Source organism: Desulfoconvexum algidum (genome assembly GCF_055382125.1).
Genome location: NZ_AP042394.1, coordinates 3541692 through 3568506 on the forward strand (window position 1 = coordinate 3541692; position 26815 = coordinate 3568506).

Here is a 26815-nt window from a genome sequence, read left to right on the forward strand (position 1 = left end):
AACTCATTTTTATAGTGAATATAACATATTTAATAACTTATCAACTTGCCTTTTTTCCCTGGTAATTTCATCATATTCTTTTAATAAATTTTGCTTTTTTGAATATTTTTCAATTTGAAGTTCAATATTTTTTTTTCTATTTGACAGCACGGCCATTAAATTTTTCTTAAGCAATTTATTTTCCGGGTCTATTTTCATGGCTCTTAAAAGATAGGGAATGGCTTTTTTTTCATCGCCAGCAGCAGCTAATGCCATGCTTAAATTGTTCAATATATCTACATTTTCTTTTATTCCCAATGCGACTTTGTAATATGAAAAGGCTTTATCAATTTCTCCTGTGTGGAATAAGAAATCTCCATATTCTTTATTTGCTTCATAGCTTGAAGGATTTAGTATTATATTTTTTTTGAAATATTTCAAAGCTAATTCATTTTTACCTGTCTTAAAATACAACTTTGCTATTGCGTTGAGTGTGTATGAGTAGTCCTGTTTTATTTCCAATGACTTAAGTAGATATAATTCAGCATTCTCATAATCTTTTATTTTCATCAATTCTATGGCAAGGTTGGTGTGGATTGATGCATAATCAGGGTTTAGTTGGATAGCTCTTTTAAATGATTTGATTGCACCTTGTGAATTACCTTTCTCTGCGTAAACGATACCCAGATTATAATGAGGCCGATATTTGTTCGGGGACTTTTGCGTGCAGTCTTCCAGTAAACTTTGTTCGCTTGACCAGACCTGATTCCGTTGAAATGTCCAGTAAGAAGACAAGCATATTAAAATCACACAAATAGTATAACAGAGCTTAGAATTAAAATATTTGAACAAATAATATATTGCACAGGTAACTAAAAACATTGAAGGTAAATAAAGTCTGTGTTCAAAAATAATTTCCAATCCGATAAATGAAGACTCAACTATCAAGTTACAAAAATAAAAGAAGATAGAAAAGGAAAGTACAGGTTTTTTTTTATGTTTTAAAACGGCAATGCCCAGAAGGGATAAAATTATTAATAAAGACACAACTGTGGTTATGGGGTCAAAAAGACCGTTTGACAAAGAAAAATCATGTTCCAGGTTTAAACGTGATGGGTTAGGATATACAAATAAAGTAATATAAAATAGAACTACTCTGAGTTGTGTGAATAATCGTTGCTCCAGAGTAAAATCTCTTTTGGCATAACTGGATAAAATCAGCCTTACAGGATCATTATTTGTCATGAAAAAACAGATAGTTACCAATGCGATACTGGCAATCAAAAAAAAGAAAATGTTTTTTTTAAAAAAATTCCAGGGCGACTCTTGAATGAAGATGAATTCAATTAATAAAATATTTACAGGCAATGTTATAGCCATCTGCTTGCTTCCCAAAGCCAAAAAGAATGAAATGATGGAACCTGCAAAATAGAGCAGGGTCTTGTGCGTTTTGTTACCTGTCTTTTGCAGCAAACGCCCTTTAACATAACAAATCAATGACAGCAGAACAAAGAAGGCAGCAAGGCTGTTCATTCGCTGAACAATATAGGTGACAGACTGGACATGCACCGGATTTACCAGCCAAAGAATGGAAATAAGAAAGAAAAATATATATCTATTGGAATCAAGTGCTTTAAAAGCCTTGCCAGTTTGATAAAGCAAAGACAAAAGATGGTATAATAGTATTCCCACCAGAGCATGTATCAAAATATTAATCAGATGGAAACCAACAGGATAGAAACCATTTATTTTATAGTCTAGCATAAAGCTCAGATAAGAGATCGGCCTGGAATCTAAATTTTTAAAACGAAAAAAATGCCCAGGGCTGAGCGCTTTGATATGTTGATTTTCAACAATATTGGGAATATCATCAAAAACAAATGGGGCATAGAGGGTATTGGAATATAAAAGGAACGATATAATAAAAAATAAAAGTGAAACAACAATTAATTTTATTTTCATGATTTTAAATCAAGCCGCTCATTTTTAAAAAAATTATTAGGTGGCAGAGCAAGCCTTGCCACCTAATAAAATGCTTTAGGAAAAAATTTTAAAGTGACACATCATAGGTATTGAATCTTGGGCATCTTCCGGTCTTATCAACTACTGAAACAGTATAACCATCACCATCAGGCGTTATTGTATAAGTATTAGCATTACTAAGATCTGTTCCAGACGTAGGCAGTCCATCAGAGTCTACAGATACAGATGTATTGGCCGGATTAGAAAAATAGTCTGCAATAGCGCCCATGACGGTTTGAGCATCAGATTCTGCAGCAGAACAATACGCTTTATCCCTGTAAGAAATGAAATTTGGAATAGCAATTGCAGCAAGAATACCAATGATAGCAATAACGATCATCAACTCAATTAATGTAAAACCTTTTTTGTTTTTCAACATAATAATTCTCCTTAAATTTTAATTAACACACCTTTCAACGTTCTTATTTTGTGTTATTGCAATCTTGATACCAAACTTCTTAAAATAATTTATTTCTTATAACTATCTATAATCATGCTTATTTTTTATTTTACACAAAAAACACATGTGCTAAAAGTTCGATCCGTCTTGTTAAAATATCATTTTTTGTCATGGTTTGACTTTTCTTGTCACAAAATCACTTTTTAAAACATGACCCGAGTGGTACTCCCCCGTGGACATCTGCCAGTTCCATCCATGAGGATGATTTTATACCTGTTTAAAGTCATGGGTGTAATACTAAAAGGATTATTATTTCCCAATGTTACATTTATCGCATTGGTAGAAACCGTTATATGAGTCGGATCGGAAAAATAATCTGCAATGGCGCCCATCACCACCTCAATATCTATATCCATAGCACTGCAATAGGCTTTTTCCCTATAAGAAATATAATTGGGAATTGCGATAGCTGCAAGAAGGCCAATGATTGTGATTACAATCATTATTTCAATAAGAGAAAACCCTTTTTTATTTTTTATTTTTACAGCCTCCTTAGCATTAAAAAAAACGATAAAAAAAATGGCATCAACCAACTATAGCGAAAACCTATTGCAAGATTGATACTAAAAAACATTGAAAAAAAAAAGGGAATAGATCATAAGGTACTATCACAATAACAACTGGAAATATAATGAACATGGCATTTAAAAAACACATTCCAGCCGTCCTGCTTCTTATCTTGATTGCGACCATTTTCATGATGGGTTCTGTTCCGCCGGTCAGCAGGGACGCATTAACCCACCACCTTGCGGTTCCAAAGCTCTATGTTCAGGACGGAGGTATTCATGAACTGCCACATATTAGTTTTTCCTACTACCCGCAATTGATCGATTATATTTATTGTATTCCCATGATCTTCGGCAATGATATTGTCCCCAAATATATTCATTTTGCATTTGCCCTGCTCACGGCATTGATAATTTTTTTTTACCTGAGACGAAGGCTGAACAATTTTTATGGAATTCTGGGGACTCTTTTCTTCCTATCCCTGCCGGTTATCGTAAAATTATCTGTAACCGTGTATGTCGACCTGGGACTTATTTTTTTTTCAACAGCATCCTTAATCAATTTACTCCGGTGGCATGAAAAAAAATTAAAATTCAGATATTTATTTATTTCTGCCCTCTGTTGTGGCCTTGCCTTAAGCTCAAAATACAATGGCCTGGTAACCTGTTTTATTTTAACCGCATTTACCCCCTTAATTTATTTAAGCGCCAAAAAAATCGCGCTGTGTAAAAAAAACCTAACACGAGGGAATAAAGTACCGAATCAAAAAAAATTTCTACAAATAAAAGCTGCGGGGTATGGATTGTGTTTTTTGTGTATTTGCCTGGCCGTTTTTTCGCCATGGATGATAAAAAACTATATTTGGACTAAAAATCCTGTTTACCCACTTTATAATAATTATTTTAATCCTAAACCAGCCGTTATTTTATCCAGCCCCAAATCAAAACCGGCCATGACTCATTTTTTGGTCCGCAAACATGTTTTTAAAGAATCCTGGCTTGAAACTGCCAGCATCCCATTGAGAATCTTTTTCCAGGGGGAAGATGACAATCCAAAATATTTTGATGGCAGGTTAAATCCACTCCTTTTTATTTTACCATTATTTGCATTTATCTCTCCCAAAAAGAAATCAGCCGAAGATTCTGTTCAAAAAAGAATACTGCTGTTTTTCTCCATATTGTATATACTGATAGTGTTTTTTCAGCAGGATATGCGCATCCGATGGATGGGACCTGCAATCCCCCCCCTGGTCATATTATCAGCCTATGGGCTAAAAAACATATTTCAACTATTTACACCTGAAAAAACGCTGGTACAAAAAAACAGATCAGATATATTTCGGATCATAAGATTGATTCTTTTTATTATGATATTTTCCATGGCAAGCCTTAATGCAGTTTACATATACCAATTGTTTAAAAAAATCGCTCCACAAACATATATCACCCATCAAGTTACACGATCCGAATATATTGAAAAATTCAGACCAGAATACACGGCTTTACAATTTGCCAACCACCACCTTAAAGGAGATATTAAACTTCTTGCCTTCTTCCTTGGCAACCGAAGGTATTATTCAATGCATGACATCAGTTTTAATCATCTTTTTTTCAAAAAATTGGTCCAAGATTCAAAAACTGCAGACGATATTTTTTTTGGTTTGAAAAGTCAAAATTATACAAATTTAATCGTTAATTATACAAAATTAAATTCCTGGATCGATCTAAACTTCACCCCCACTGAAAAGAAAAGAATCCATGCTTTTTTTAGTCAAAACACAACCGAATTGTTTTCAAAAAGCAACCACGGACTTTATCAACTTATAAAATAATTATCAGGTACTTTTATCCAGGCGATAGCGGATGGATCTTAAACTAAGGTTCAAATAATCTGCAGCCTTGCTTTTATTGCCGCCAGACAGCTCCATGGCCTTTTTCAAGTAAGCATTTTCAATGGTGGAAAGAATTTCATCCAGATCAACCCCCTGCTCCACATCTTCAAGGTCAAAGCGACTCCCCTTGATCCCTTCAATCCAGCGGCGTTTTTTGTGCATGGAAATGGTCAGGCTTTCGGGCAGGATGATGTTGGTGGAAGAAAGAGCAACGCTTCGTTCGATGAGGTTTTCAAGTTCACGGACGTTACCGGGAAAACTGTATTTATTTAAAAAATCGATGGCATAGGAGGACAGTTTAACAATGTCCTTTTTCATTTTGTCTGAATATTTTTTGGCAAAATGGGCGGACAAAAGCTCAATATCCCCTTTCCTGTCCCTAAGCGGCGGCACTTTGATGGGAATGACATTAAGCCTGAAAAAAAGGTCTTCTCTAAAATTTCCCTCAATCACCTCCTGCTCCAGTTTTTTGTTGGTAGCGGAGATGATCCTGACATCAACATCAATTTCTTTGGTACCGCCAACCGGATTAAAGGCGGTTTCCTGAACGGCTCTTAGCAGTTTGACCTGGAGCATGGTGGACAATTCCCCAATTTCATCCAGAAAAATAGTCCCTCCGTGGGCAGCTTCAAACAACCCTTTTTTATCGCTGATCGCCCCGGTAAACGACCCCTTTACATGGCCGAAAAACTCACTTTCCATCAAGGTGTCGGTGATGCCGCCGCAGTTCACTACAACAAAGGGATTGTCCCGGCGGTCAGAATTTTCATGGATAGCCCTTGCAATAAGCTCTTTGCCAGTACCGCTTTCCCCGGTCACCAGCACATTGGTCTTGGTGGGACCGATTTGTTCGATTCGTTTATAGATGGCCTGCATCCCCGGGCTGTTTCCGATAATCCGGTTAAAATGCAGATGATCCTTGAGCTCTGAAGATCGCGTTTCTCGTTCATGGTCAAGGGTTCTAAGTTCCAGGGCCTTGGCAATGGTTGTATTAAGTTCCATGTTGTCAAAGGGTTTGGGCACAAAATCATAGGCCCCTTCGTTCATGGCGGCCACGGCAATCTCAGTTGTGGAATAGGCAGATATCATGATCACAACCGTGTCCGGATCCTGTTTTTTAGCTTCTTTTAATACATCGAGACCTGTGATATCTCCCAGCCGGATATCGGTCAGGACAAGATCATACGCGTTATTTTGAATCAGCTTGACGGCCTGCTTGCCGTTCTTTGCAAGGGAAACCCTGTAGCCTTCCTTGGATAACAGAACCTCCAGAAACTCCCGCATGCTGAGTTCATCATCGGCCACAAGAATTTTGTATTGTTTTTTTGTCACACCCATCCCCTGAAAATTGGATTTCTATTGGTTTTTCTGATAGACGATCCTGCCGTCCACCATGGTTAAGAATGCCTCCCCCTGCACCTTTCTGCCGGCAAAAGGCGTGTTTTTGCATTTGGATATAAAGGTGTCAGGATCAATTTTATATTCGGCCTCAGGATCAATGATGGTCAAATCAGCAGGATTCCCCGGTTTTATGTCATTATCGATCCTGAGCATTTTAGCGGGTTGCTTGGACATTTTCACAACAAGGTCTGCCATGGACAAAATATTGTCCTGGACCAATTTTAAAGACAGTGCTAATGAAGTTTCAAGGCCTACAATGCCAAATGCCGCCCTGTCAAACTCAACCTCTTTTTCATCTACACTGTGGGGTGCATGGTCCGAGGCGATCATATCAATGGTCCCGTCCACAAGCCCTTCAATGATGGCGCGTCTGTCACCTTCAGAGCGCAGGGGCGGATTCATTTTAAAGTTGGTGTCATAGTCCAAAACCGCTTCATCGGTCAGGGTAAAATAATGGGGGGCTGTTTCACAACTCACATTTGCCCCCCGCTTTTTGGCCAGGCGAATGGCTTCAATAGACTGGGCCGTACTCATGTGACAAAAATGAACCGCCGCACCCGTGAGTTCACAAAGAGCAATATCCCTTACAACCATAATGCTTTCAGCGGCATTGGGGATTCCTTTTATTCCCCAAAACGTGGCAGGGGGACCTTCGTTCATGGAACCGCCGTCTACCAAACTTTTATCTTCGGCATGGACAAATATGGGCATATCAAGCCCCTTGCAATATTCAAGGGCCCGTCTCATCAGCTGAGAATTTTCAACCGGCAGTCCGTCATCGGTGGCCGCTCGAATCCCTGCCTGCTGCATATCATAAATTTCCGCCAGGGAGGTGCCGAGGGACCCTTGTGAAATGGCACCAGCCGGATATACCTTGGCGGCACGGGCAGCCTTGCCTCGATTGATAATAAAAGTGGTTACCTGGCTGTTATCATTTACCGGAATGGTGTTGGGCATGGAGCAAACTGCCGTAAACCCGCCTTTTGCAGCGGCTTTTAATCCGGATTCAATGGTTTCTTTGTATTCTTGTCCGGGTTCCCGCAGGTGGACGTGGATATCGATCAAGCCGGGGACCACAATCATGTTTGAGGCGTCAATTATCTGAACACCTGGTACCTGAACATCGGGTGAATGGCCGGGATCTATTGGATCTCCTGGGCCAGTGGAATCACCGGGATCTAAGATTGCCTCAATCACACCGTCCTTTACCAAAATATCTCGTTTCCCATCCAGGTTACCCGGGTCAAGTACCCTTGCCCCTTTAATCAGAATCTGCATGTCTGCTACCTCCTGCAACGATATAAAAAAGCGCCATTCTCAATGCAACCCCGTTGGTGACCTGATCTAAAATCATGGAGCAATCGGAATTTGCCACCTCACTTGCAATTTCCACCCCCCGGTTCATGGGGCCCGGGTGCATGACAATTACATCCTTTTGGGCAAGCTTTACCCTATGGGGATTTAACCCGTAAAGACTTGCATACTCCCGCTCAGTTGGGAACAAAATATTTCCCTGTCTTTCTCGTTGAATCCTGAGCATCATTATCACATCAGCCCCTTCCACGCAGGAATCCATATTTTTTGCTACCTGGCATCCCAAGGCTTCAATGCCCTTGGGAATCATGGTGGGGGGTGCACAAATGGTCACATGGGATCCCATTTTGGATAAACCGGTGATGTCGGAGCGGGCAACCCTTGAATGGGAGATATCCCCCACAATGGAAATATTAAGTCCCTTTAAGGTCCCTTTTTTTTCCCGGATACTCATCATATCCAAAAGGGCCTGGGAAGGATGTGCATGGGTGCCGTCTCCCGCATTGATAACCGAGCAATTTACCCGCTTTGAAATCACATGGGCCGCCCCCGAGGAAGAGTGACGCATGACAATGACATCCGGATTCATGGCCTCAAGATTTTTAGCCGTATCAATGAGGGTTTCGCCTTTGACAATACTCGATGAACTTTTGGCAATGGACACCGTGTCAGCGGACAATCGTTTGGCGGCTATTTCAAAGGAAAGCTTTGTCCGGGTGGAGGGTTCCTGAAAAAAGAAAATAATGGTTTTACCCCTGAGGGTGGGCACCTTTTTAACGGGCCGTTCTGAAATCTCTCGCATCCCCTGGGCCGTATCAAGAATCATGGTGATTTCCTTGGTATCCAGAGACGTGATATCAAGAATATCTTTTTTTTCAAAGCGCATATGACCTACCTTCGTTATAAATCACTTAAAATAATAAATTACCCAGTCTCCTCCACCGAACCCCAAAGGCTTCCTTGTTCCAGGACCAATAAATCATAAAGGCCTCCCCTTTGACCTCGGTGAGGTCTACAAATCCCCAGAACCTGCTGTCATGGCTGTTATCCCTGTTATCCCCCATGACAAACAGCTTATTATCGGGGATGGTAATTTTCTTTAAATTATCCCGGGTACTGAAATTACCTGGGATGATCCGGTTATCCCTGTGGATGGCATAGGGTTCTTTGGTAATAAGTTTATCATTTATATAGAGCTGTTTGTCGATAATTTCAAGGGTGTCGCCCGCCACAGCCATCACCCGCTTGATAAAATCCTTGGACGGGTCCTCGGGGTATTTAAACACCACAATATCTTCCCGTTCAGGATCCTTGACCGAAACCAGCGTCTTCCCATTGGTAAAGGGTATTTTTACCCCGTAGATAAATTTATTGACCAAAATCTGGTCACCAATCTGCAGGGTTTCCAGCATGGATCCAGACGGGATTTTAAAGGCCTGCACAATAAAGGTCCGGATAAACATGGCAATCACAATGGCAATCACAATGGCTTCTATATTTTCTCGCCAGGCACTCTTTTTTTTAGTTGTCAATTTTTCAGCAGTTGATTTTTTAGTCGTTGATTTTTTAGTTGTCATTTATTTTTCATTTCACTTGAGGATTAACAGAACAGGTGCTGGGGATGGCCTAAAAAGAATTTAGAGCGCTGAATCTGTGTTTTCAGTATCTCTGCAATCTTTCTTGCCTTTACCATACTGGACAGGGGTACTGTGGGAATTTTTTGGCCCTTTAACATAATACTGCCGCTTTTCAGCTCAGCATAACTGACCTGGCCGTAGGATTTTGAAATTGCCTGGGGATAATCATACCCGTAATCCACCACCTGGGTAAAAATTTCATCATCTGAAACCGCTGTGAATTTGAGCATTTCCTCGTTTAAAATAGGAATGGGAATGCCAAGACCAATGGAAAGGGAAACCCCATACCCCCTGATACTCTGACCGACCAACCATTCCGGTGACATTTCCTTTAAATCCCCCATGACAGACAGGGTTCCAGCCGGTGTAACCGGAACACCGTTCAGCCCCCTTTCCACATCCTTTTTATGCTGGGTCCCGGTCCAGGTGACATACCCCTGGGCACCGCCTAAAAAAATCCGGGTGCCAAGACCGATGGTTTTCAAATAGGGATCATTGAACAGAGGGCTCAATTCTCCTGCCGTGGAATAATTGGCATTCCCCATTTTTGATTTCAAGGTTCCCATATAGGTATATTTTATTTTGTTGGACCTATTGATGGCACAATTATAATTCTGGTAGGCATTGCGCGGATTGCACAGCATGGCGTTGGGGAGATCTTTCAACCTTACCATTTTTTCAATTTTCTTGTTGGGATAGCAGTCGGTCCCATAGCTCTCCGCCCGCAGATGCACCTCTTTGCCCGCCACAAGATCCTGGATCACATGCCCCCCCCCATAGTTAAATTCACCGGGATGGTACTTGTTCAAGGGGTCATCGTCACAGGTTTGGGTGGCGCCCAGGTAGCAGTCAACCGCCGCAAGTCCTGAATAGGCCGGTACATTGTTGAACCAGGTCTTGGTGGTTCTGACAAGGGGTTTGAACTGGCCGATATTAATAAATGCCCCGGAAGAGCACATGGGGGCAAAGGTTCCCGTGGTAACGACATCCACTTGTTTTGCCGCTTCAACCACCCCGTGCTTTTTGGCGATATCGATGATCTCTTCCGCCGTAACAACAACCGCCTCGCCCGCTGCAATTTTTTTATTTATCTGCTCATATGTTTTATTTACTTTGTATTCACTCATAATTTGCCTTTACCGATTATTTTAGAATAGATCATTTCACTGATCATTTTACCATTAGTTTAACCGCTTCAATTTTTGAGGTAACATTATTTTTAATCCAGGTAGCATCCCACCATTCAACGGGATTGACAAAGGTATTGTGAACAATCATCGAAAAATGCAAATGGTCTCCTCCGGCAAGGCCGGTGAGCCCAGTCATACCGATGACATCCCCCTTGGACAACGCGTCCCCTTTATTCACCGTGATTTCACTTAAATGGGAGTAGAGACTGGCAAGGCCAAACCCATGGTCAATGATAACGGAATTGCCAAAAATGCCCACGGCCTTGGCCATAATCACCCGGCCCCCATTGGCAGCCCGAATCTTTGCATTGGCAGTGGACGCAAGATCGACTCCCAGATGAACGGCACGGTCGATTTCCTTTCCCTTGTGTTTATAGATTCTATGATCCGCCCAATGAGAACGGGTTGCAGAACCTGCAAGTCTTCCAAACTTTCCTTCCCACAATTGCTCACCCACCGTATCTTTGGGCACATCTAAAATGGTGGTGACATTTTTTTCCCGCAGCGTTCTATTAATGTATAAAAACTTTGCAAGCAACGGATTTTGGCTGTTTGCAAAGGAGTCTTCAATTTCATCCAAATCAAAATCCGGCATTTTAAATTCCAGGAATCTATCGGATATATTCAAGGTATCGGTTTTAAATTTCTTATCCCTTATATAATGATGGAATCCACCTTTGACTGAATTTCCGGCAAGATCCTGGGCAGTAACAAACATCTGGGTCCCCGGGCCCTGGGTGTAATCCAGGGCAAAAAACGCCGCATAAACTGCTTTGTTGTCAAACATGCCCGGGTGACCCGGGAAAAAATTATCCCCCACCATGATACCGCTTTTGACATTTTCCTCAAACAGCTGGTAGATAACCAATCCGCTCCCACCTCTTTCGATATTGTGATTACTGCTCAACACCTTAACCCGGGGAGGCTTTGTGTCAATGATAACTTTTTTTTCCACGTAAAAAACATTCCCCGAATTCCACCCTCTCCATGAATAATCCGCCACCATGATGCGAATAACAGCTTCTCCGTCATTCATTCCATATTTACGGGATTCAACCGGAATGATAAAGGAATCTTTATTCACCCGCTTATCAGAAAAAAGACTTGCAATAGAAGAAGGGCTGTATTCCCGTTCGAGGAGAACTTTCTCATTGTCCTTCTGCAGGATGGAGACCACGATTTTTCTCAAACCTGTGCCTTTATCAGACACCGCAAGGGACATCTCATAGGATTTTTTCAAATATAAGGAAGGCAATGTTGCCTCCACACTGGGACTGGAACCTTCATATTTATAAAAAAGGATCCATGCGAGGGGAATTGCAACTGCCAATAAAACTATTATTAAAACAACTTTCTTCATCAAATATACCTATTTTTTCAAGAGGTTAGGATTCATACAAACAAAACATCATAAAATACCAGCAATGGTCCAACTTATCAAGGGATTTTACATTCTTGACTTTTGGGGTCCCAAAATATAATTTAACCAAATACACTTCAATTTAAGGAATACCCTATGAACAATAACCTAGAGAACAATACCCTGGAAAACAATAAACTGACGCCTAATTTCTTTTTCAATCTAATCGATGATACCTCCCCTGTTTTTTTCCTCATTGCAGGCCCTTGTGTGATTGAAAACTATGAGACCAGTTTTTCCATTGCCCAAAGCCTAAAAGAAACCACGGAAAAACTGGGAATCCCCTTTATATTCAAAGCCTCCTTTGACAAAGCAAACCGAACCGCCCTGGATGCCTTCAGGGGCCCCGGGTTTGAACAAGGATTAGAAATTCTCAACCAAATCAAACACAAGCTTAAGGTTCCGGTTATCTCGGATATCCACCTTCCAGACCAGGCAAAAAAAGCGGCCGAGGTTCTTGATATCATCCAGATCCCAGCCTTCTTGTGCAGACAGACAGATTTGATTCTGGCCGCCTGCGCAACCGGCAAACCTGTGAACATAAAGAAAGGACAGTTTCTCTCCCCCTTTGAGTGCAAAAACATTATTACCAAAGCAACCGCTTTTGGAAACCATGATATCAGTATTACCGAGAGAGGCGCTTGTTTCGGGTATAATAACCTTGTGGTGGATTTCAGATCCATCCACATTCTCAATGATATGGGGGTCCCGGTCATCTTTGACGCCACCCACAGCGTACAATTGCCGGGCGGGGCGTCTAATTCATCTGCAGGAGAGCGCCAATTTGTTCCCACCCTTTCAAAGGCTGCCATTGCAGCGGGTGCCCATGGTCTGTTCATCGAAACCCACCCGGACCCTGACAAAGCATTGTGTGACGGTCCCAATTCCATGCCCCTGGAGGATATGGAACCCCTGCTCAAAACCCTTTTGGCTATCAAAAAGGTCGTTGGATAACACCATGGAAAAACAATCGGGCAAAAAGCAAATAGATCCCAAAAAACCAGATCTTAAATTGGACCAGATTAAATTGGACCAGATTAAATTGCTTCTTCTGGATGTGGATGGGGTTTTGACAGACGGTCAAATCATTTATACCGATTCAGGCGAGCAGATCAAAGGGTTTAGTTCAAAGGACGGCCTTGGACTTCGGCTGCTCATGGATAACGGCATCAAAGTTGGCATTGTCACCGGCCGAAAATCGGCTGCCCTGGCACACCGGCTCCAAAACCTTGGCATTGACCTTGTCTTTGACGGTATACAAGACAAGGCTGCAGCCTTTGATAAGATCATGGAACTCACCGGCATACCCGCCCGGCATATTGCCTTTGTCGGAGATGATCTCATAGATCTTCCGGCAATGATCCGGGCTGGCGTTTCCTTTACGGTACCAGACGCCCCCAAGGAAGTAAAATACCACGCAGACGCGGTCACTTCGGCAAAAGGGGGCCATGGTGCGGTGAGGGAAATTTGCGAAATCATTCTCAAGGCCCAGGGGGTATGGGGGAAAATTTTGAACCGCTACCTGTCATGAGCATTTCCAATAAAAAAAAAGTCCTTTATCCATTGATTGGAGCGCTCGTCTGCAGTCTCATAGGAGTTGGAATTTATTTTTATATTAGCGCAACTTTGAACACCCCCCTTACCATACGAGATATCGACATGGACTCCGGGGCGGCTCTAAAACTAAATTTGCTGGAACAGGTTTCCAAAAAAAATGGTATCACCGAGTGGAAATTAAAGGCCTCTTCTGCCACTTTGTTAAAGGAAGAAAACCGAGCGATTCTAAAAGATGTCGATGTTATTTTCTATACCCGGGAAAATACAAAAATATACCTGACATCAGACGAGGGTATCCTCAATACCCAAACCCATGATATGAGTTTTTTGAAAAATGTTATTGTCCGCCATGAAACTTATACCCTCAGAACTGATCAGTTGCATTATGATAAGAAACCACATATAATACGTTCCGATGTGCACGTCACCCTTGAGGACAGGGAATCGATAATTGAGGCGGATTCCATGGTGACCCAATTGAATCAAAACAAAACCATTTTAAAAGGACATGTCAAAGGAAAATTCAGTGAAAAGTTTAACATCCCCTAACCCTGCTCTTGCCTTTTTTGTCCTGCTGGTTTGTGCTCTGTTTTTTTCCAGTGCGCCAATCGGTTTTGCCCAGACGAACACCAAGACCGCTAGCCCCTCCATTAAAAAGAAAATAACAGCCGATAAGAAAATAGCACCAGATAAAAAAACAACACCTGACAAAAAAGTAAACAAAGATAAGATAGCGGCGGACAAACCGCTCCATGTAACCTCGGATAAAATGATTGCCCACAAGGATACCTCCATGGTGGAATTTATTGGCAATGTCAAGGCCACCCGGGACGACGCCGTTATTTTTGCCGATTCCATAAAAATATTTATTCATACCGCTGAGACAAAAAAAGAAGGGCAGACGGATTTAAAACAAATCATTGCCACGGGAAATGTGGAATATACCGCAGGGGAAAGAAAGGCTTTTGCAGATAAAGCAGTATATACCACCCAGGACGAAATCCTTATTTTGACCGGAAAAACTGCCCGGTTGATTACCGGGACGAGCCATGTTACCGGAAAAAAAATTACCCTCTTTAGAAACGAAGACAGGGCCATTGTCGAAAGTGACGGGAAAACCCGGGTCCAGGCTGTTTTTAATCCAGAAGACCAGAAACCAACAGGCCAGAAACCAACAGGCCAGAAAAAGGGCACACCGCAATAAATGGCAGAACTGGTACTTGAAAATTTAGTAAAAATCTACAACGGCAAAACCGTGGTGAATAAAATCAACCTCACCGTGAGCCAGGGAACGGTTACAGGGCTACTGGGTCCCAATGGTGCCGGAAAAACCACTACGTTTTACATGGCCGTGGGAATGATACGCCCGAACAAGGGCATCGTCTATCTGGACCAGGAGGATATCACGGCACATCCCATGTATATTCGGGCCAGAAAAGGAATTGGATACCTGCCCCAGGAAGCGTCTATTTTCAAGAAATTAACAGTGACAGAAAATATAACTGCCATACTCGAGGTGTTGCCCAAAAATGGGATCGATATTCGAGGAAAAGCCGCCGGCCTCATGGCGGAATTGGGGATTGACGGGCTCGCCCATCAAAAAGCAGCCTCTTTGTCCGGGGGAGAAAGGCGGCGCTTAGAAATCGCCAGGGTTCTGGCCACAGATCCCAAGTTCATTCTTCTGGATGAACCCTTTGCCGGAATCGACCCTTTGGCTGTGATTGATATTCAACAAATCATTTCCCAGTTGACCCACAAGGGAATTGGTGTTTTAATTTCCGATCACAATGTCAGGGAAACCCTGGGCGTCTGTGACCATGCATATATTATGAGTCAGGGGAAAGTGATTGAATCAGGACCGCCTGAACGAATCATTTCAAGTGAAATAGCCAAAAAAATCTATCTGGGAGATAATTTTAAACTTTAATATGGAACTTGGACTACAACAAAACCTCTCGTTGACCCAGCAGCTGGTGATGACCCCCCAGCTCCAGCAGGCCATAAAACTACTTCAATTGTCAAGGCTGGAACTGGCGGATACCATTGCCCAGGAAATGGAACAGAACCCGGCCCTTGAAGAAGAACTTAATGAAGACAGATCCGACAAAGATATCACTGCCCAGGAAAGTGAAACAATTGCGCCGGAAAAAGAATCTCCTGTCAAGGAAGTTACCATAGAAGAAAAGGTCCCGTCTGATATGGACTGGGATAATTACATTGATGAGTATAATTCCACTGGTCGAGTATACACAGAATCTGAAAATACCGAAGCCCCTAATTTTGAAGCCTTTACCCCGGACAGAAAAACCCTTGAGGATCATCTCAAATGGCAGTTGATGCTCTCAGAACTTGATGATGCTGAAGAACGTCTGGGCCATGTTATCATTGGAAACCTGAACAGGGACGGGTATCTTTGCTCCAGCGTCGAAGAAATAGCAATCGGTTCGCAAGTTGAAATAGAAACCGTTGAAAAGGTTCTAGGGGTACTCCAATCCTTTGATCCCCCGGGAATATGTGCAAGGAATCTATGTGAGACCCTGTTGATCCAGGTTAAAATGCTTGGGATTGAAAATCATATCATTACCGAAATCATCACCCATCACCTGAAAAATCTTGAAAACCGAAACTCTAAAAAAATAGCAAAGGCCCTTCGGATTTCCGTTGATGATGTTCGTGCCGCCGTCAAAATCATCCAATACCTGGAGCCCAAACCCGGACGAGAATTCACCACGGATGAACCCACCTATATCATACCCGATATCTATGTCTACAAAGAGGAGGATGGGTTTAAAATAGTGATGAATGACGACGGGCTGCCCAAACTGAGGATTAGTCGGTTCTATCGAAGCGCCATTGCAGACGGCAGGAAAATTTCCAAGGAAACCAAGACCTATCTGAACGAAAAAATGCAATCGGCCTCCTGGCTGATCAAAAGCATACACCAGCGCCAGAAAACCATCTACCTTGTCATGGAAAGCATCATTAAATTTCAGCGCGAGTTTTTTGAAAAAGGGATTGCCTACCTGCGACCCCTTATTTTAAAAGATATTGCAGAAGATATTGAAATGCATGAATCCACCATAAGCCGGGTAACCACCAACAAGTATGCCTATACCCCCCAGGGACTCTTTGAGTTAAAATATTTCTTTAACAGCTCAATTGGAAGGACAGGCGGGCTGTCCATGGCCTCTGCCAGCGTTAAAGATAAAATCCGACTGCTCATTGAAAATGAAGATCCCAATGCACCCCTCAGTGATGACAGGATTGCCGCCATTCTTCAACGCTCAGACATTGAAATTGCCAGAAGAACCGTTGCAAAATACAGGAAGGTGCTTAATATTCTGCCATCCAATAAACGAAAACAACTTTAAGGAGATTTTTTATGCAAACAAGCGTGACGTTTAAAAAAATGGACTCCTCTGATTCCCTGAAAGCCTATGCCCAGAAAAAACTAGATAAATTTGATAGAATGCTGGACAACCCAGGTGAAGTTCATTTGGTATTATCCGTCCAAAAAATCAGACATATTGCAGAACTGACCCTCACCTGTGATCGAATCAATATCCATGCCACAGAAGAATCCGAAAACATGTATTCAACGATTGACACCCTCATGGACAAGGTAAGAGGACAGATTAAAAAGCACAAAGAAAAAATAAAACGCCATATGTCGGGAAACAAACAAAGCCTTAAAAATGATACCCTTGAATTTAACGCAACCCAAACGCCTATTAAGCCAGATCAAATGACAGAGGAGATCATCATTGAACCCATTGACAACAAGCCAATGGATGTGGACGATGCCGTGAGTGAACTTAATTCCTCAAACCAATCTTTTTTTGTTTTCAATAATGCCAGGACCGAACAATTGAATGTTCTGTACAAACATCAAAATGGAAAACTGGGTCTCATTCAACCCAGGGGATAAATAATTAAATGAAAATCAGTGAGATTCTTAACAAAGATTCCATTATTGCCGATCTTGCATCAACCAACAAAAACGGGGTTATCAAAGAACTGGCCCGGTCCGTATCAAAGGCCACCGATGCTTCCCCCGACGACATTGCTGCCGTGTTGATGGAACGGGAAATGCTTGGCAGTACAGGGATTGGCGGCGGCATTGCCATACCCCACGGAAAACTCAATTCTGTAAAATCTGTCACAATCGGGTTTGGCCTGAGCCGGCAAGGCGTTGAATACGATGCCCTTGACAATCGACTGGTCCATATATTTTTTTTGCTGCTCACACCGGAAAACAGCACCGGCGGTCACTTAAAAGTGCTGGCCCAGATATCCAAGCTCCTGAAAAAGACCCAATTCAAAGAAGGACTGCAGGCTGCCACCTCTGTGGATGAGATCCATGACATTATCATGGAGGAAAATGAAGAGTTTTAAATGGAACACCAACGCGTCTATATCATAACCGGCCTTTCCGGGTCCGGAAAAAGTACGGCGATTCAAGCATTTGAAGATGCCTCCTTTTACTGCGTTGACAACATGCCCATGGAATTGATCCCCAAATTCCTTGAGCTTCCCTTTAAGGAAACACCCAAGGTAAAAGGGACGGCTTTTGTAATGGATATGCGGTCAAAAAACTTTATCCAAAACTATGGATCCGGAATTTCTGCCATTGAGGACCTGGGATTCTCTCCTGAGATTATTTTTCTTGATACCGATGTTGACACCCTGTTAAAACGATATAGTCAAACCCGAAGACACCATCCTGTTGGCCATGAAAAAAGCCTGATGGACAGCATACGCTCAGAAAAAAAGAGTATGCAGTCCATCAAACAAGTGGCCCATCACATTATTGATACCACCACCTATAACGTTCACCAGTTAAAGTCGGTTATTTTGGATCTGATCCATGACGGGAAAAAGAGCATCAGTCTGATGAAGCTCAATATCCTTTCCTTTGGCTTTAAATACGGCATCCCCAATGATGCCGACCTGGTCATGGACTTAAGATTTCTGGCCAACCCCTATTTTGTACCGGAATTAAAGGCTCTGGACGGAGAATCTGCAGCTGTGAAAGGTTTTATCATGGCAAATCCAGAAACCAAAATTTTTCTGGATAAATACATCGGTCTTCTTGACTATTTAATCCCCTTGTATAAAAGGGAAAACAAAGCCTATTTAACCATTGCCGTCGGATGTACCGGCGGCAGGCATCGTAGCGTTGCCATTGCTCGAACCATTTTTGAACATCTTAACAAAAAAGGGCTCACCCCGGGCATTATCCACAGGGATATTGACAGGGATGTAAAAGAAATATGACAGGTATACTAGTTGTTACCCACGCAAACCTTGCCAGCACGTTGATTGAAACCCTTGAATTTATAATGGGAAAAGAACAAGAGAACCTGTTGCCCATCTCCATTGACATTAAAGAGGACCCGGAGAGCCTGCGCAAAAAAATAAAACAGGGAATTTCCAAAGTAATGACGGATGAAGGCGTTCTTATCTTCACTGACATGTTTGGCGGCACCCCCTCCAATCTGGCCTATTCTTTTCTTGAAGAAGGAAAAGTAGAGGTCATTTCCGGGGTCAATCTACCCCTCCTTTTAAAAGCAGTTACTGCCCGGAAAAAAATGGACATGGAAACCTTAACAACATCGCTTGTGGAACATGGGAAAAGAAGCATTTCCCTTGCAAGCGGTATCCTAAAAGGAACAAAACGATCATAATTTTGTAAATTTAGATTTTATAAATTTAGATTTTGTAATTTTAGACAAGGAGAAAAAAATGACCATAAAAATTGGAATAAACGGATTTGGCAGAATCGGTAGAATGATCTTCAGAGCTGCCGCTGATATGCCGGAAGTCGAAATAACCGCCATCAACGACCTGACCGACACACAAACAACTGCCCACCTCCTTAAATATGATTCTGTCCATGGCTGCTTTAATAAAACCGTTACGGCAAAAGAAGGCGCTATTGTGGTAGAGGGGCGGGAAATAAAAGTGACTAGTTTTAAAGATCCGGCACAAATTCCCTGGCAAGCAGCACAAGTGGATGTGGTCTGTGAATGCACCGGATTTTTCAGGGACAGGGAAAGTGCCGCAAAACACTTGGACGGCGGCGCAAAAAAAGTATTGATCTCCGCCCCTGCCGCAAATCCGGACATCACCATTGTCATGGGCGTCAACCATGAAGACTATGATCCGGCAAATCATCACATCATATCCAATGCCTCTTGTACCACCAATTGTCTGGCACCGGTTGCCAAGGTATTACTTGAAAATTTCGGAATTGTATCCGGCATGATGACCACCATCCATGCCTATACGGGAGATCAACGGATCCTTGATTTTCCCCATAAAGATCTTAGAAGATCCCGGGCAGCAGGATTGTCCATGATTCCGACCACCACAGGGGCTGCCAAGGCGGTTGCCCTGGTTCTGCCGGAACTTGCGGGCAAGCTCAATGGCATGTCGGTTCGGGTCCCCACCCCCAATGTTTCCATGGTGGATCTTGTGGTCCTTACCGAAAAAACGAATCTGACAAAAGAACAGGTCAATTTGGCCCTTGAACGCGCATCCAAAGAAAACCTGGCCGGTATCCTGGGGTATAGCGACCTGCCCCTGGTTTCCATAGACTATAATTCAAACCCCTTGTCATCCATTGTAGATGCCGGTTGTACAGATGTGATCAACGGAAACATGGTAAAAATTTATTCCTGGTATGACAATGAAACAGGGTATTCAAGCCGGATGATTGACCTTGCCATCATGGTGGGCCAATCCCTATAAACTTGATCCCTATAAAACGGGTCCCAACAAACTTAAGCGGAGGGAAAATATGAGCAGACGACCCTTTATTGCCGGGAATTGGAAGATGTATAAAACCGGCCCTCAAGCAGTAGAAACAGCAATTTATCTTGCCAAGCTGTGTTCGGGTGTAAATGACCCCGAAATAATGATTGCCCCCACCCATCTGTCGTTACCCCTGGTCGCCCAGGCCGTCAAGGGTTCAGCCGTAAAGTTAGGGGCTCAGAACCTTTATTTTGAACAAGAAGGCGCCTTTACCGGGGAGGTGTCAGCGGATATGATAAAAGCTGCCGGAGCCGAGTATAGCCTCATCGGCCATTCTGAACGGCGGCAACTTTTTGGAGAAACCGATGACACTGTCTGTCAAAAGATCAAGGCTGCCCTTGGATCAGGATTAAAACCGGTCTTGTGTATTGGTGAAACCGAAGCGCAACGGGATGAAGGAAAAACCTATTTTATTCTTGACAAACAGATCTCAGATGGGTTAAAAGGCTTTGGTCTTGGGGAATTATCCGAGCTTGTCCTGGCCTATGAACCGGTGTGGGCAATCGGCACTGGAAAGACAGCCAGTATTGAGCAGGTGGCCGAGGTGCATGAACATTTAAGATCCTTGCTTGAACGTTTGTTTTCAAAGGATCTGGCTGACAGAACAAGGATATTGTACGGGGGTTCAGTCAAGCCTGAAAATGTGAAACAGCTCATGGGTATCAAGGATGTAGACGGCGCTCTGGTTGGTGGAGCAAGTCTTGATGCAGATAAGTTTATTAAGATTATCAAATATAACGAATAAGGTATAATAGATAACAATGACAACTATAATAGTCGGTTTACATGTTAGTGTTTGCATCCTTCTGATTCTGATTGTTCTGCTCCAAAGCGGTAAAGGGGCAGAAATGGGAGCCTCCATAGGCGGCGGCGGCAGCCAGACATTTTTTGGCGCTGCAGGTCCTGCCAATATTTTGACAAAAATCACCACGGTTGTTGCCATTGTTTTCATGGTAACCTCCCTGACCCTGGCGTATTTGTCAGGTCATCAGGCGCAGTCCAGTGTGATGACAGGCGACACAACTCCAGTGGAGACAACCTCAGAATAATAGACCGCATTATAATAAAATATGCCGAAGTGGTGGAATTGGTAGACACGCACGCTTGAGGGGCGTGTGGGGCGACCCGTGGGAGTTCAAATCTCCCCTTCGGCACCAAAATAAAAAAAGCTGCGGACATTAGTTCGCAGCTTTTTTACTTTGAATTAAAGGTCTTGTATGGTCGATGAAAACAAAAACAATCCTAAAATAAATTGTTATAAATGCAATTACTTTTATGTGACTTGGGACCCCCAGCATCCCAATGGGTGCAAAGCCATGGGGTTTAAATCAAAACTGATGCCCAGTATGACAGTCTTTCGATCCTCTGGAAAACCCTGTCAACTTTTTTCAGAAAAAACCATTAGAAAACCCGACCCGTCTTGAATTATTCGAAACCTTGTTTATATTATCCCTATTATGACTGATAAAATACACATTCAGGGGCAGGACCCCCAGGGGCAAGACCCCAGAAAAATAGAAAAAGAGCTGGGCGAGTTTTTGAACAAAAAATTTGGCGGAAGCGTAAAGATTATCTCACCTTCCATCCAAACCCAGCAAGAAGCCATCAGCGGCAAGATGCCCCCCAAGGGTAAAAAAGAGCTGATAAATTTTAATTTAAAACCCAGTGACCTCATTGACTATCTGGATCAATATGTGGTCAGACAGGACAAGGCAAAATCGGTTTTAGCAACCAAAATCTGTACGCATTTTAACCGGATCCGGCACCAGGAAAGTTCCGGGGGTGAAATTTTTAAAATTACCGGCAACATAAAGTCAAACATTTTGATGCTGGGCCCCACTGGAATCGGCAAGACCTATCTCATTAAACTCATTGCAAAAAAATTAGGGGTTCCCTTTGTAAAAGCAGATGCCACCAAATTTTCCGAAACCGGATATGTGGGCGGGGATGTGGAAGATCTGATCCGGGATCTGGTCAAGGAAGCCGATGATAATATTGACCTTGCCGAGTGCGGCATCGTCTATGTGGATGAAATTGATAAAATTGCGGCAAGCCCAAATGTCATGGGAGCTCAGGTTTCCAGGACCGGTGTTCAAAGAGCGCTTTTAAAACCCATGGAAGAAACCGAAGTGGATCTTAAGGTCCCCCATGATCCGGTTTCCATGATGCAGGAACTTGAAGCGTTTCAAAGAACCGGCAAAAGAAACCAGCGCAGGGTCAACACCGCCAATATTCTTTTTATTTTAAGCGGTGCCTTTTCAGGCCTCACCGATGTCATCAAAAAACGATTGAGCAAACAGAGCATCGGCTTTGGTTCTCAACTGACAATAGCCCATGAAGAAATTGATCTTTTAAAACAGACTAGGACAGAAGACCTTGTTGAATTTGGTTTTGAATCTGAATTTATCGGCAGGATTCCGGTACGATGTGTCCTTGACACCCTGAGTGAAAACGACCTCTATACCATCCTTAAAATGCCCAACAACCCCGTTATTTTAAGCAAAAAACTGGATTTTGCGGCCTATGGTATTGATATCGTCTTCACCGACGCTGCCTTAAAGACCCTTGCAAAGAAGGCTGCCATTGAAAACACCGGTGCCCGGGGGCTTGTCAGTGTGGTGGAAGAATCATTACTTGCCTTTGAAGAAAAACTGCCCTCCACCCAAATATCCACCTTTACCGTCACTCAAAAGGTTCTGGATGCTCCAGATTTTCAACTTAAACGTCTGATCTCCGGAAACAGCTGTAAAGAGATGAAACAAGAATACCTTCAGGCAAAAGAAGCATATAAAGGCTATATCACCGAATATATCAAAAAAAACTGGAAGGTCTTTTCCCTTCGCCATGGACTGACCCTTTCTCAGATTCGCTGCAAAATGGTTGCCCAGTACTATACCGGAAATGTTATGGAAGTTGAGGATGCCGTCAAGCAGATCAAACGCTTCCATGATTCGGTAAAGGAGATTGAAGTTGAGGTATCCAAAAGCTATGATTTAAACATTGTTTTTGAAGAAGATGCCATTGATTTCATCATCCAGCAATTCATCGACCATAGTGCCACCAGTGAAGAAATTTTATCAAAGCTCTATGACGATTTTTTTGACGGATTTAATCTGATCCGGGAAAAATCGGGGAAAAACAGATTTTTCCTCTCCAAAGAAGCCCTCATGGACCATGAAACATACCTTAATGACCTTATCAGGAAAGAAATAAGATGATTGGAATTTCAAAACTTTATTGTGCAACCGTTGAACCCTCGGACACCCTGAGATACTCAAGGGACTCTGGACAACTGCCTTCACATCTGTTGCAGTTTTCAATTGACAAAAAACCAGTGGTGGTCTGGAACATGACCCGCCGATGTAATTTAAAATGTGTTCACTGCTATGCCAGGAGTGAAGACATTTCCTATGACAATGAGCTTAACCACGAACAAAGCCTTGCCATGATTGATGATCTTGCCCAGTTCGGGGTGCCGGTAATACTGTTTTCAGGCGGAGAGCCCCTGATCCATCCCCGGCTTCTGGAATATGCCCAATATGCCGTCAGCAAAGGAATAAGAGCTGTTATTTCCACAAACGGCACCCTGATCACCAAGGAAAAAGCTCGCGCCTTGAAAGATATCGGTCTGTCCTATGTGGGCATCAGCCTGGATGGTATGGAATCAACACATGACAAGTTTCGGGGCGTCAAAGGCTCTTTCAAGCGTGCCATGGCAGCCATTGACAACTGCCAGGAAGTCGGTATCAAAGTGGGGGTGAGGTTTACCATCAACAAACGAAATGTCCAGGATATACCAGGAATTTTTGATCTTCTTGAAGCAAAAAATATTCCCAGGGCCTGTTTCTATCACCTGGTCTACTCGGGCAGGGGATCTGAGATTGCCAAGGAAGACCTTTCCCATGAAGAAACACGCAAGGTATTGGACCTGATCATGGACAGAACCCGGGATCTTCACGATCGAAACCTGCCCAAGGAAGTTCTCACCGTGGACAACCATGCCGACGGCCCCTATTTATACCAGCGCCTCCTGGGGGAAAACCCGGAACGGGCAGCCGATGTATTGGAGCTGCTTGAAATGAATGAAGGCAATAGCTCTGGACGGGGTATCGGTTGTATTTCCTGGGACGGCCAGGTCCACCCGGATCAATTCTGGCGGGAAAAGGTCCTGGGTAATGTTAAAGATCGTCCCTTTTCCGAAATCTGGATGGATCCTGAAAATGAATTTTTGATGAAAATGAAGGACAAGAAACGTCATGTCAAGGGAAGATGCGCCCAGTGCAAATGGCTGGATATCTGTGCCGGCAATTTCAGGGCAAGGGCGGAATCTGTGAACGGTGATCCCTGGGATTCAGATCCTGCATGTTATCTGACCGATGATGAAATAAAAAAAGACGAAATAAAAAAAGACGAAATTAGAAAGGACGAGATCAAAAAGGAGGAAAAATAATGTTGTTTCCTGATGCCAGGGGCAGAAGACTGCGGGCCAACGATAATTTCAGGCGAATGATCCGGGAAACCAAAATATCTGTTGATGATTTGATCATGCCCCTGTTTGCAATAGACGGCAAGTCTGTTAAAAAACCCATTGCCTCCATGCCCGGTCAATTTCACCTTTCCTGTGATAATATTGTCAAAACAGCCCAAGAGGCCAAAGAAGCCGGCGTGCCCGCCATTATCCTGTTTGGGGTTGCGGATAAAAAAGACCCCCTTGCCACAAGGGCCTATGCATCGGATGCCATTGTCCAACGAGCAGTTGCTGCAGTCAAGGAAAAGGTACCGGACATCACGGTGATCACCGATGTCTGTTTGTGCGCCTACATGGATCATGGTCATTGCGGAGTTGTAGACAAGGGCATCATCGACAACGATGCCTCTTTGGATCTTCTCGCTAAAACCGCCCTTTCCCATGTGCAGGCAGGTGCCGATATGGTGGCCCCTTCCGATATGATGGACGGACGGGTGGGTGAGATCCGCCAGACCCTGGACGAAGAAAATTTTTCCCACATCCCCATCATGTCCTATGCAGTTAAATACTGCTCTGCCTTTTACGGTCCCTTCAGAGAAGCTGCCGATTCCGCTCCAAAGTTCGGCGACAGAAAAACCTACCAGATGGATCCTGCCAATTCACTTGAAGCCGTCAGGGAAGCCACCATGGACATTGAAGAGGGGGCCGACATCATCATGGTAAAACCCGCTTTGTCCTACCTGGATATTATCTATCGACTCAAACAAGAAATCGATCTTCCCATCGCCGCCTATAATGTCAGCGGGGAATACAGCATCATGAAAGCCGGAGAAATGATGGGCTGGGTGGATGCCAAGGCCATGATCATGGAAACCCTTCTTTCCATCAAACGGGCCGGAGCTGATATCATATTGACCTATTCCGCCATTGATGTTGCAAGGGAGTTGAACCGCTAATGACACATCCTCATACACAAGGACTGCCCAGCAGTGGACACGAAGCCCATGGCAAAGGTCAACCCGGTAATGCCAATACCATTCGCCTGGTTGCCTGGGAAACTACCCGACGCTGCAACTTAAATTGTAAACATTGCAGGGCCGGGGCAGAAAATCATCCCTATGACAATGAATTGGATACCCAGGCCTCATTCAGGCTTTTGGACCAGATCAGGGAAGTGGGGACCCCGATCATCATCCTCACCGGTGGTGAACCCTTACTCCGGGAGGATATATTTGATATCGCCTCCTATGGCACCAAAATTGGCCTGCGCATGGTCATGGCACCCAATGGCACCCTGATCACCCCGAAGATAGCTGAAAGGATAAAGGAAAGCGGCATCAAACGGATCAGTGTCAGCCTGGACGGATCCACCGCCCAAAGTCATGATGATTTCAGGGGTCTTAAAAATGCCTTTAATGATTCCATCCGTGGCATAAAGATTGCCAAGGCCGCAGGGATTGAATTCCAAATCAACACCGTTATCACCAAAACCAACTTAGATGAAATTCCCAAAATTTTAAGCCTGGCAGAATCCTTGGGAGCCGTTGCCCACCATATTTTCCTTCTGGTGCCCACGGGCCGGGGAAAATATATTGCAGACTCTGGCATCGACGCCAAGGAATATGAAGAAACCCTGAACTGGTTCTATGACCAGCGGGAGAAAACCAGCCTCCAGCTCAAGGCCACCTGTGCCCCCCACTATTATCGAATTTTACGCCAGCGGGCAAAGGCAGACGGTAAAAAAGTCACCTTTGAAACCCACGGACTGGATGCAGTGACCCGGGGATGTCTTGCCGGTACCGGGTTTTGTTTTATCTCCCATGTGGGCCGGGTTCAGACCTGCGGATTTCTCGATGTGACCTGCGGTGACATCACACAGCAGACCTTTAAGGATGTATGGGAAAACTCCACCGTATTTAATGAACTCAGGGAGTTTAACAACCTTGAAGGTAAATGCGGAATATGTGAATACAAAAATGTGTGCGGGGGATGCCGCGCCCGGGCCTATGAAGCCACGGGCAATTATCTTGCAGAAGAACCCCTGTGTACCTATCAGCCCAAACGATCGGACCAAAAAATAAAATAACCCCTATTTTATTGATCCTATCATAAACAACCGGCAGGTCATAACAAAACCGGCAGGAATTTTATAC

At 43.5% G+C, this 26815-nt stretch carries 27 protein-coding genes and 1 tRNA gene; 19 read left to right on the plus strand and 9 right to left on the minus strand.

The genetic code is table 11. The features are described from left to right. Positions 1 to 9: 9 nt before the first annotated feature. The 3 genes from ACZ45G_RS16220 to ACZ45G_RS16230 all read right to left on the minus strand — a co-directional run bounded on the left by ACZ45G_RS16220 (position 10) and on the right by ACZ45G_RS16230 (position 2904). Positions 10 to 1941 (minus strand): tetratricopeptide repeat protein, encoded by a 1932-nt coding sequence (locus ACZ45G_RS16220; protein ID WP_464171527.1) that lies wholly within the window; start codon positions 1939 to 1941, stop codon positions 10 to 12. Between the two features lie 88 nt (positions 1942 to 2029). Further along, positions 2030 to 2380, minus strand: coding sequence for a prepilin-type N-terminal cleavage/methylation domain-containing protein (locus ACZ45G_RS16225; RefSeq protein ID WP_464171529.1), 351 nt, complete (start codon positions 2378 to 2380; stop codon positions 2030 to 2032). A 224-nt stretch (positions 2381 to 2604) separates the two neighbouring features. Then, complete coding sequence (locus ACZ45G_RS16230) at positions 2605 to 2904, minus strand: type IV pilin protein (protein ID WP_464171530.1); 300 nt, start codon at positions 2902 to 2904, stop codon at positions 2605 to 2607. Between the two features lie 188 nt (positions 2905 to 3092). On the opposite strand from ACZ45G_RS16230, the gene ACZ45G_RS16235 reads away from it, so the two are divergent. Next, positions 3093 to 4799 (plus strand): ArnT family glycosyltransferase, encoded by a 1707-nt coding sequence (locus tag ACZ45G_RS16235; RefSeq protein ID WP_464171531.1) that lies wholly within the window; start codon positions 3093 to 3095, stop codon positions 4797 to 4799. A gap of 3 nt (positions 4800 to 4802) precedes the next feature. On the opposite strand, the gene ACZ45G_RS16240 is transcribed toward ACZ45G_RS16235, so the two are convergent. The 6 genes from ACZ45G_RS16240 to ACZ45G_RS16265 are packed head-to-tail and all read right to left on the minus strand — an operon-like array spanning position 4803 to position 11656. After that, entirely contained in the window at positions 4803 to 6191 is a 1389-nt protein-coding gene (locus tag ACZ45G_RS16240) for a sigma-54-dependent transcriptional regulator (RefSeq protein WP_464171532.1), read from the minus strand. 24 nt (positions 6192 to 6215) lie between these two features. Beyond that, on the minus strand, positions 6216 to 7538 hold the full coding sequence (locus ACZ45G_RS16245) for a dihydroorotase (protein ID WP_464171533.1): 1323 nt from the start codon (positions 7536 to 7538) through the stop codon (positions 6216 to 6218). Continuing rightward, the gene (locus ACZ45G_RS16250) at positions 7522 to 8460 is read right to left on the minus strand and encodes an aspartate carbamoyltransferase catalytic subunit (protein WP_464171534.1); all 939 of its coding nucleotides are present in this window, start codon (positions 8458 to 8460) and stop codon (positions 7522 to 7524) included. Before ACZ45G_RS16250 ends, ACZ45G_RS16245 begins: the two co-directional genes overlap by 17 nt. 25 nt (positions 8461 to 8485) lie before the next feature. Then, the gene (gene lepB / locus ACZ45G_RS16255; RefSeq protein WP_464171535.1) at positions 8486 to 9151 is read right to left on the minus strand and encodes a signal peptidase I; all 666 of its coding nucleotides are present in this window, start codon (positions 9149 to 9151) and stop codon (positions 8486 to 8488) included. 23 nt (positions 9152 to 9174) lie between these two features. After that, the gene (locus ACZ45G_RS16260; RefSeq protein WP_464171536.1) at positions 9175 to 10338 is read right to left on the minus strand and encodes a homocysteine biosynthesis protein; all 1164 of its coding nucleotides are present in this window, start codon (positions 10336 to 10338) and stop codon (positions 9175 to 9177) included. A 43-nt stretch (positions 10339 to 10381) separates the two neighbouring features. Beyond that, on the minus strand, positions 10382 to 11656 hold the full coding sequence (locus ACZ45G_RS16265; RefSeq protein ID WP_464171537.1) for a M23 family metallopeptidase: 1275 nt from the start codon (positions 11654 to 11656) through the stop codon (positions 10382 to 10384). Positions 11657 to 11917: 261 nt separating this feature from the next. Between ACZ45G_RS16265 and kdsA the strand changes: the two genes are divergently transcribed. From kdsA to ahbD, 18 genes are all read left to right on the plus strand, one after another. Then, positions 11918 to 12775 (plus strand): 3-deoxy-8-phosphooctulonate synthase, encoded by an 858-nt coding sequence (gene kdsA / locus ACZ45G_RS16270; protein WP_464171538.1) that lies wholly within the window; start codon positions 11918 to 11920, stop codon positions 12773 to 12775. Between the two features lie 4 nt (positions 12776 to 12779). Then, positions 12780 to 13352: a KdsC family phosphatase gene (locus ACZ45G_RS16275; protein WP_464171539.1), complete on the plus strand. Its 573-nt coding sequence runs from the start codon at positions 12780 to 12782 to the stop codon at positions 13350 to 13352. Next, positions 13319 to 13927, plus strand: a complete 609-nt coding sequence (gene lptC, locus ACZ45G_RS16280; protein ID WP_464171540.1) for an LPS export ABC transporter periplasmic protein LptC — start codon at positions 13319 to 13321, stop codon at positions 13925 to 13927. Before ACZ45G_RS16275 ends, lptC begins: the two co-directional genes overlap by 34 nt. Next, positions 13905 to 14582, plus strand: a complete 678-nt coding sequence (lptA, locus tag ACZ45G_RS16285) for a lipopolysaccharide transport periplasmic protein LptA (protein WP_464171541.1) — start codon at positions 13905 to 13907, stop codon at positions 14580 to 14582. The genes lptC and lptA overlap by 23 nt, the downstream gene beginning before the upstream one ends. Further along, positions 14583 to 15305 carry an LPS export ABC transporter ATP-binding protein gene (lptB, locus tag ACZ45G_RS16290; RefSeq protein ID WP_464171542.1) on the plus strand — a complete coding sequence of 241 codons (723 nt, stop codon included), beginning with the start codon at positions 14583 to 14585 and terminating at the stop codon, positions 15303 to 15305. A gap of 1 nt (position 15306) precedes the next feature. Continuing rightward, a complete protein-coding gene (rpoN, locus tag ACZ45G_RS16295; RefSeq protein ID WP_464171543.1) occupies positions 15307 to 16749 on the plus strand; it encodes an RNA polymerase factor sigma-54 in 1443 nt (480 codons plus the stop codon). Between the two features lie 11 nt (positions 16750 to 16760). Beyond that, positions 16761 to 17306, plus strand: a complete 546-nt coding sequence (gene hpf, locus ACZ45G_RS16300) for a ribosome hibernation-promoting factor, HPF/YfiA family (RefSeq protein WP_464171544.1) — start codon at positions 16761 to 16763, stop codon at positions 17304 to 17306. 8 nt (positions 17307 to 17314) lie between these two features. Beyond that, positions 17315 to 17773 carry a PTS sugar transporter subunit IIA gene (locus ACZ45G_RS16305; RefSeq protein WP_464171545.1) on the plus strand — a complete coding sequence of 153 codons (459 nt, stop codon included), beginning with the start codon at positions 17315 to 17317 and terminating at the stop codon, positions 17771 to 17773. Beyond that, a complete protein-coding gene (rapZ, locus tag ACZ45G_RS16310; protein WP_464171546.1) occupies positions 17774 to 18655 on the plus strand; it encodes an RNase adapter RapZ in 882 nt (293 codons plus the stop codon). Next, positions 18652 to 19065: a PTS sugar transporter subunit IIA gene (locus ACZ45G_RS16315; RefSeq protein WP_464171547.1), complete on the plus strand. Its 414-nt coding sequence runs from the start codon at positions 18652 to 18654 to the stop codon at positions 19063 to 19065. Before rapZ ends, ACZ45G_RS16315 begins: the two co-directional genes overlap by 4 nt. Positions 19066 to 19123: 58 nt before the next feature. Beyond that, a complete protein-coding gene (gap, locus tag ACZ45G_RS16320; RefSeq protein ID WP_464171548.1) occupies positions 19124 to 20131 on the plus strand; it encodes a type I glyceraldehyde-3-phosphate dehydrogenase in 1008 nt (335 codons plus the stop codon). 49 nt (positions 20132 to 20180) lie between these two features. After that, on the plus strand, positions 20181 to 20939 hold the full coding sequence (tpiA, locus tag ACZ45G_RS16325; protein ID WP_464171549.1) for a triose-phosphate isomerase: 759 nt from the start codon (positions 20181 to 20183) through the stop codon (positions 20937 to 20939). A gap of 16 nt (positions 20940 to 20955) precedes the next feature. Further along, entirely contained in the window at positions 20956 to 21243 is a 288-nt protein-coding gene (secG, locus tag ACZ45G_RS16330) for a preprotein translocase subunit SecG (protein ID WP_464171550.1), read from the plus strand. Positions 21244 to 21266: 23 nt separating this feature from the next. Beyond that, positions 21267 to 21351 (plus strand) — tRNA-Leu (locus tag ACZ45G_RS16335). 300 nt (positions 21352 to 21651) lie between these two features. Then, a complete protein-coding gene (locus ACZ45G_RS16340) occupies positions 21652 to 23412 on the plus strand; it encodes an AAA family ATPase (protein WP_464171551.1) in 1761 nt (586 codons plus the stop codon). After that, complete coding sequence (gene ahbC / locus ACZ45G_RS16345; protein WP_464171552.1) at positions 23409 to 24644, plus strand: 12,18-didecarboxysiroheme deacetylase; 1236 nt, start codon at positions 23409 to 23411, stop codon at positions 24642 to 24644. Before ACZ45G_RS16340 ends, ahbC begins: the two co-directional genes overlap by 4 nt. After that, positions 24644 to 25618 carry a porphobilinogen synthase gene (gene hemB, locus ACZ45G_RS16350; RefSeq protein ID WP_464171553.1) on the plus strand — a complete coding sequence of 325 codons (975 nt, stop codon included), beginning with the start codon at positions 24644 to 24646 and terminating at the stop codon, positions 25616 to 25618. The genes ahbC and hemB overlap by 1 nt, the downstream gene beginning before the upstream one ends. Beyond that, positions 25618 to 26748, plus strand: a complete 1131-nt coding sequence (gene ahbD, locus ACZ45G_RS16355; RefSeq protein ID WP_464171554.1) for a heme b synthase — start codon at positions 25618 to 25620, stop codon at positions 26746 to 26748. Before hemB ends, ahbD begins: the two co-directional genes overlap by 1 nt. Positions 26749 to 26815: the final 67 nt, after the last annotated feature.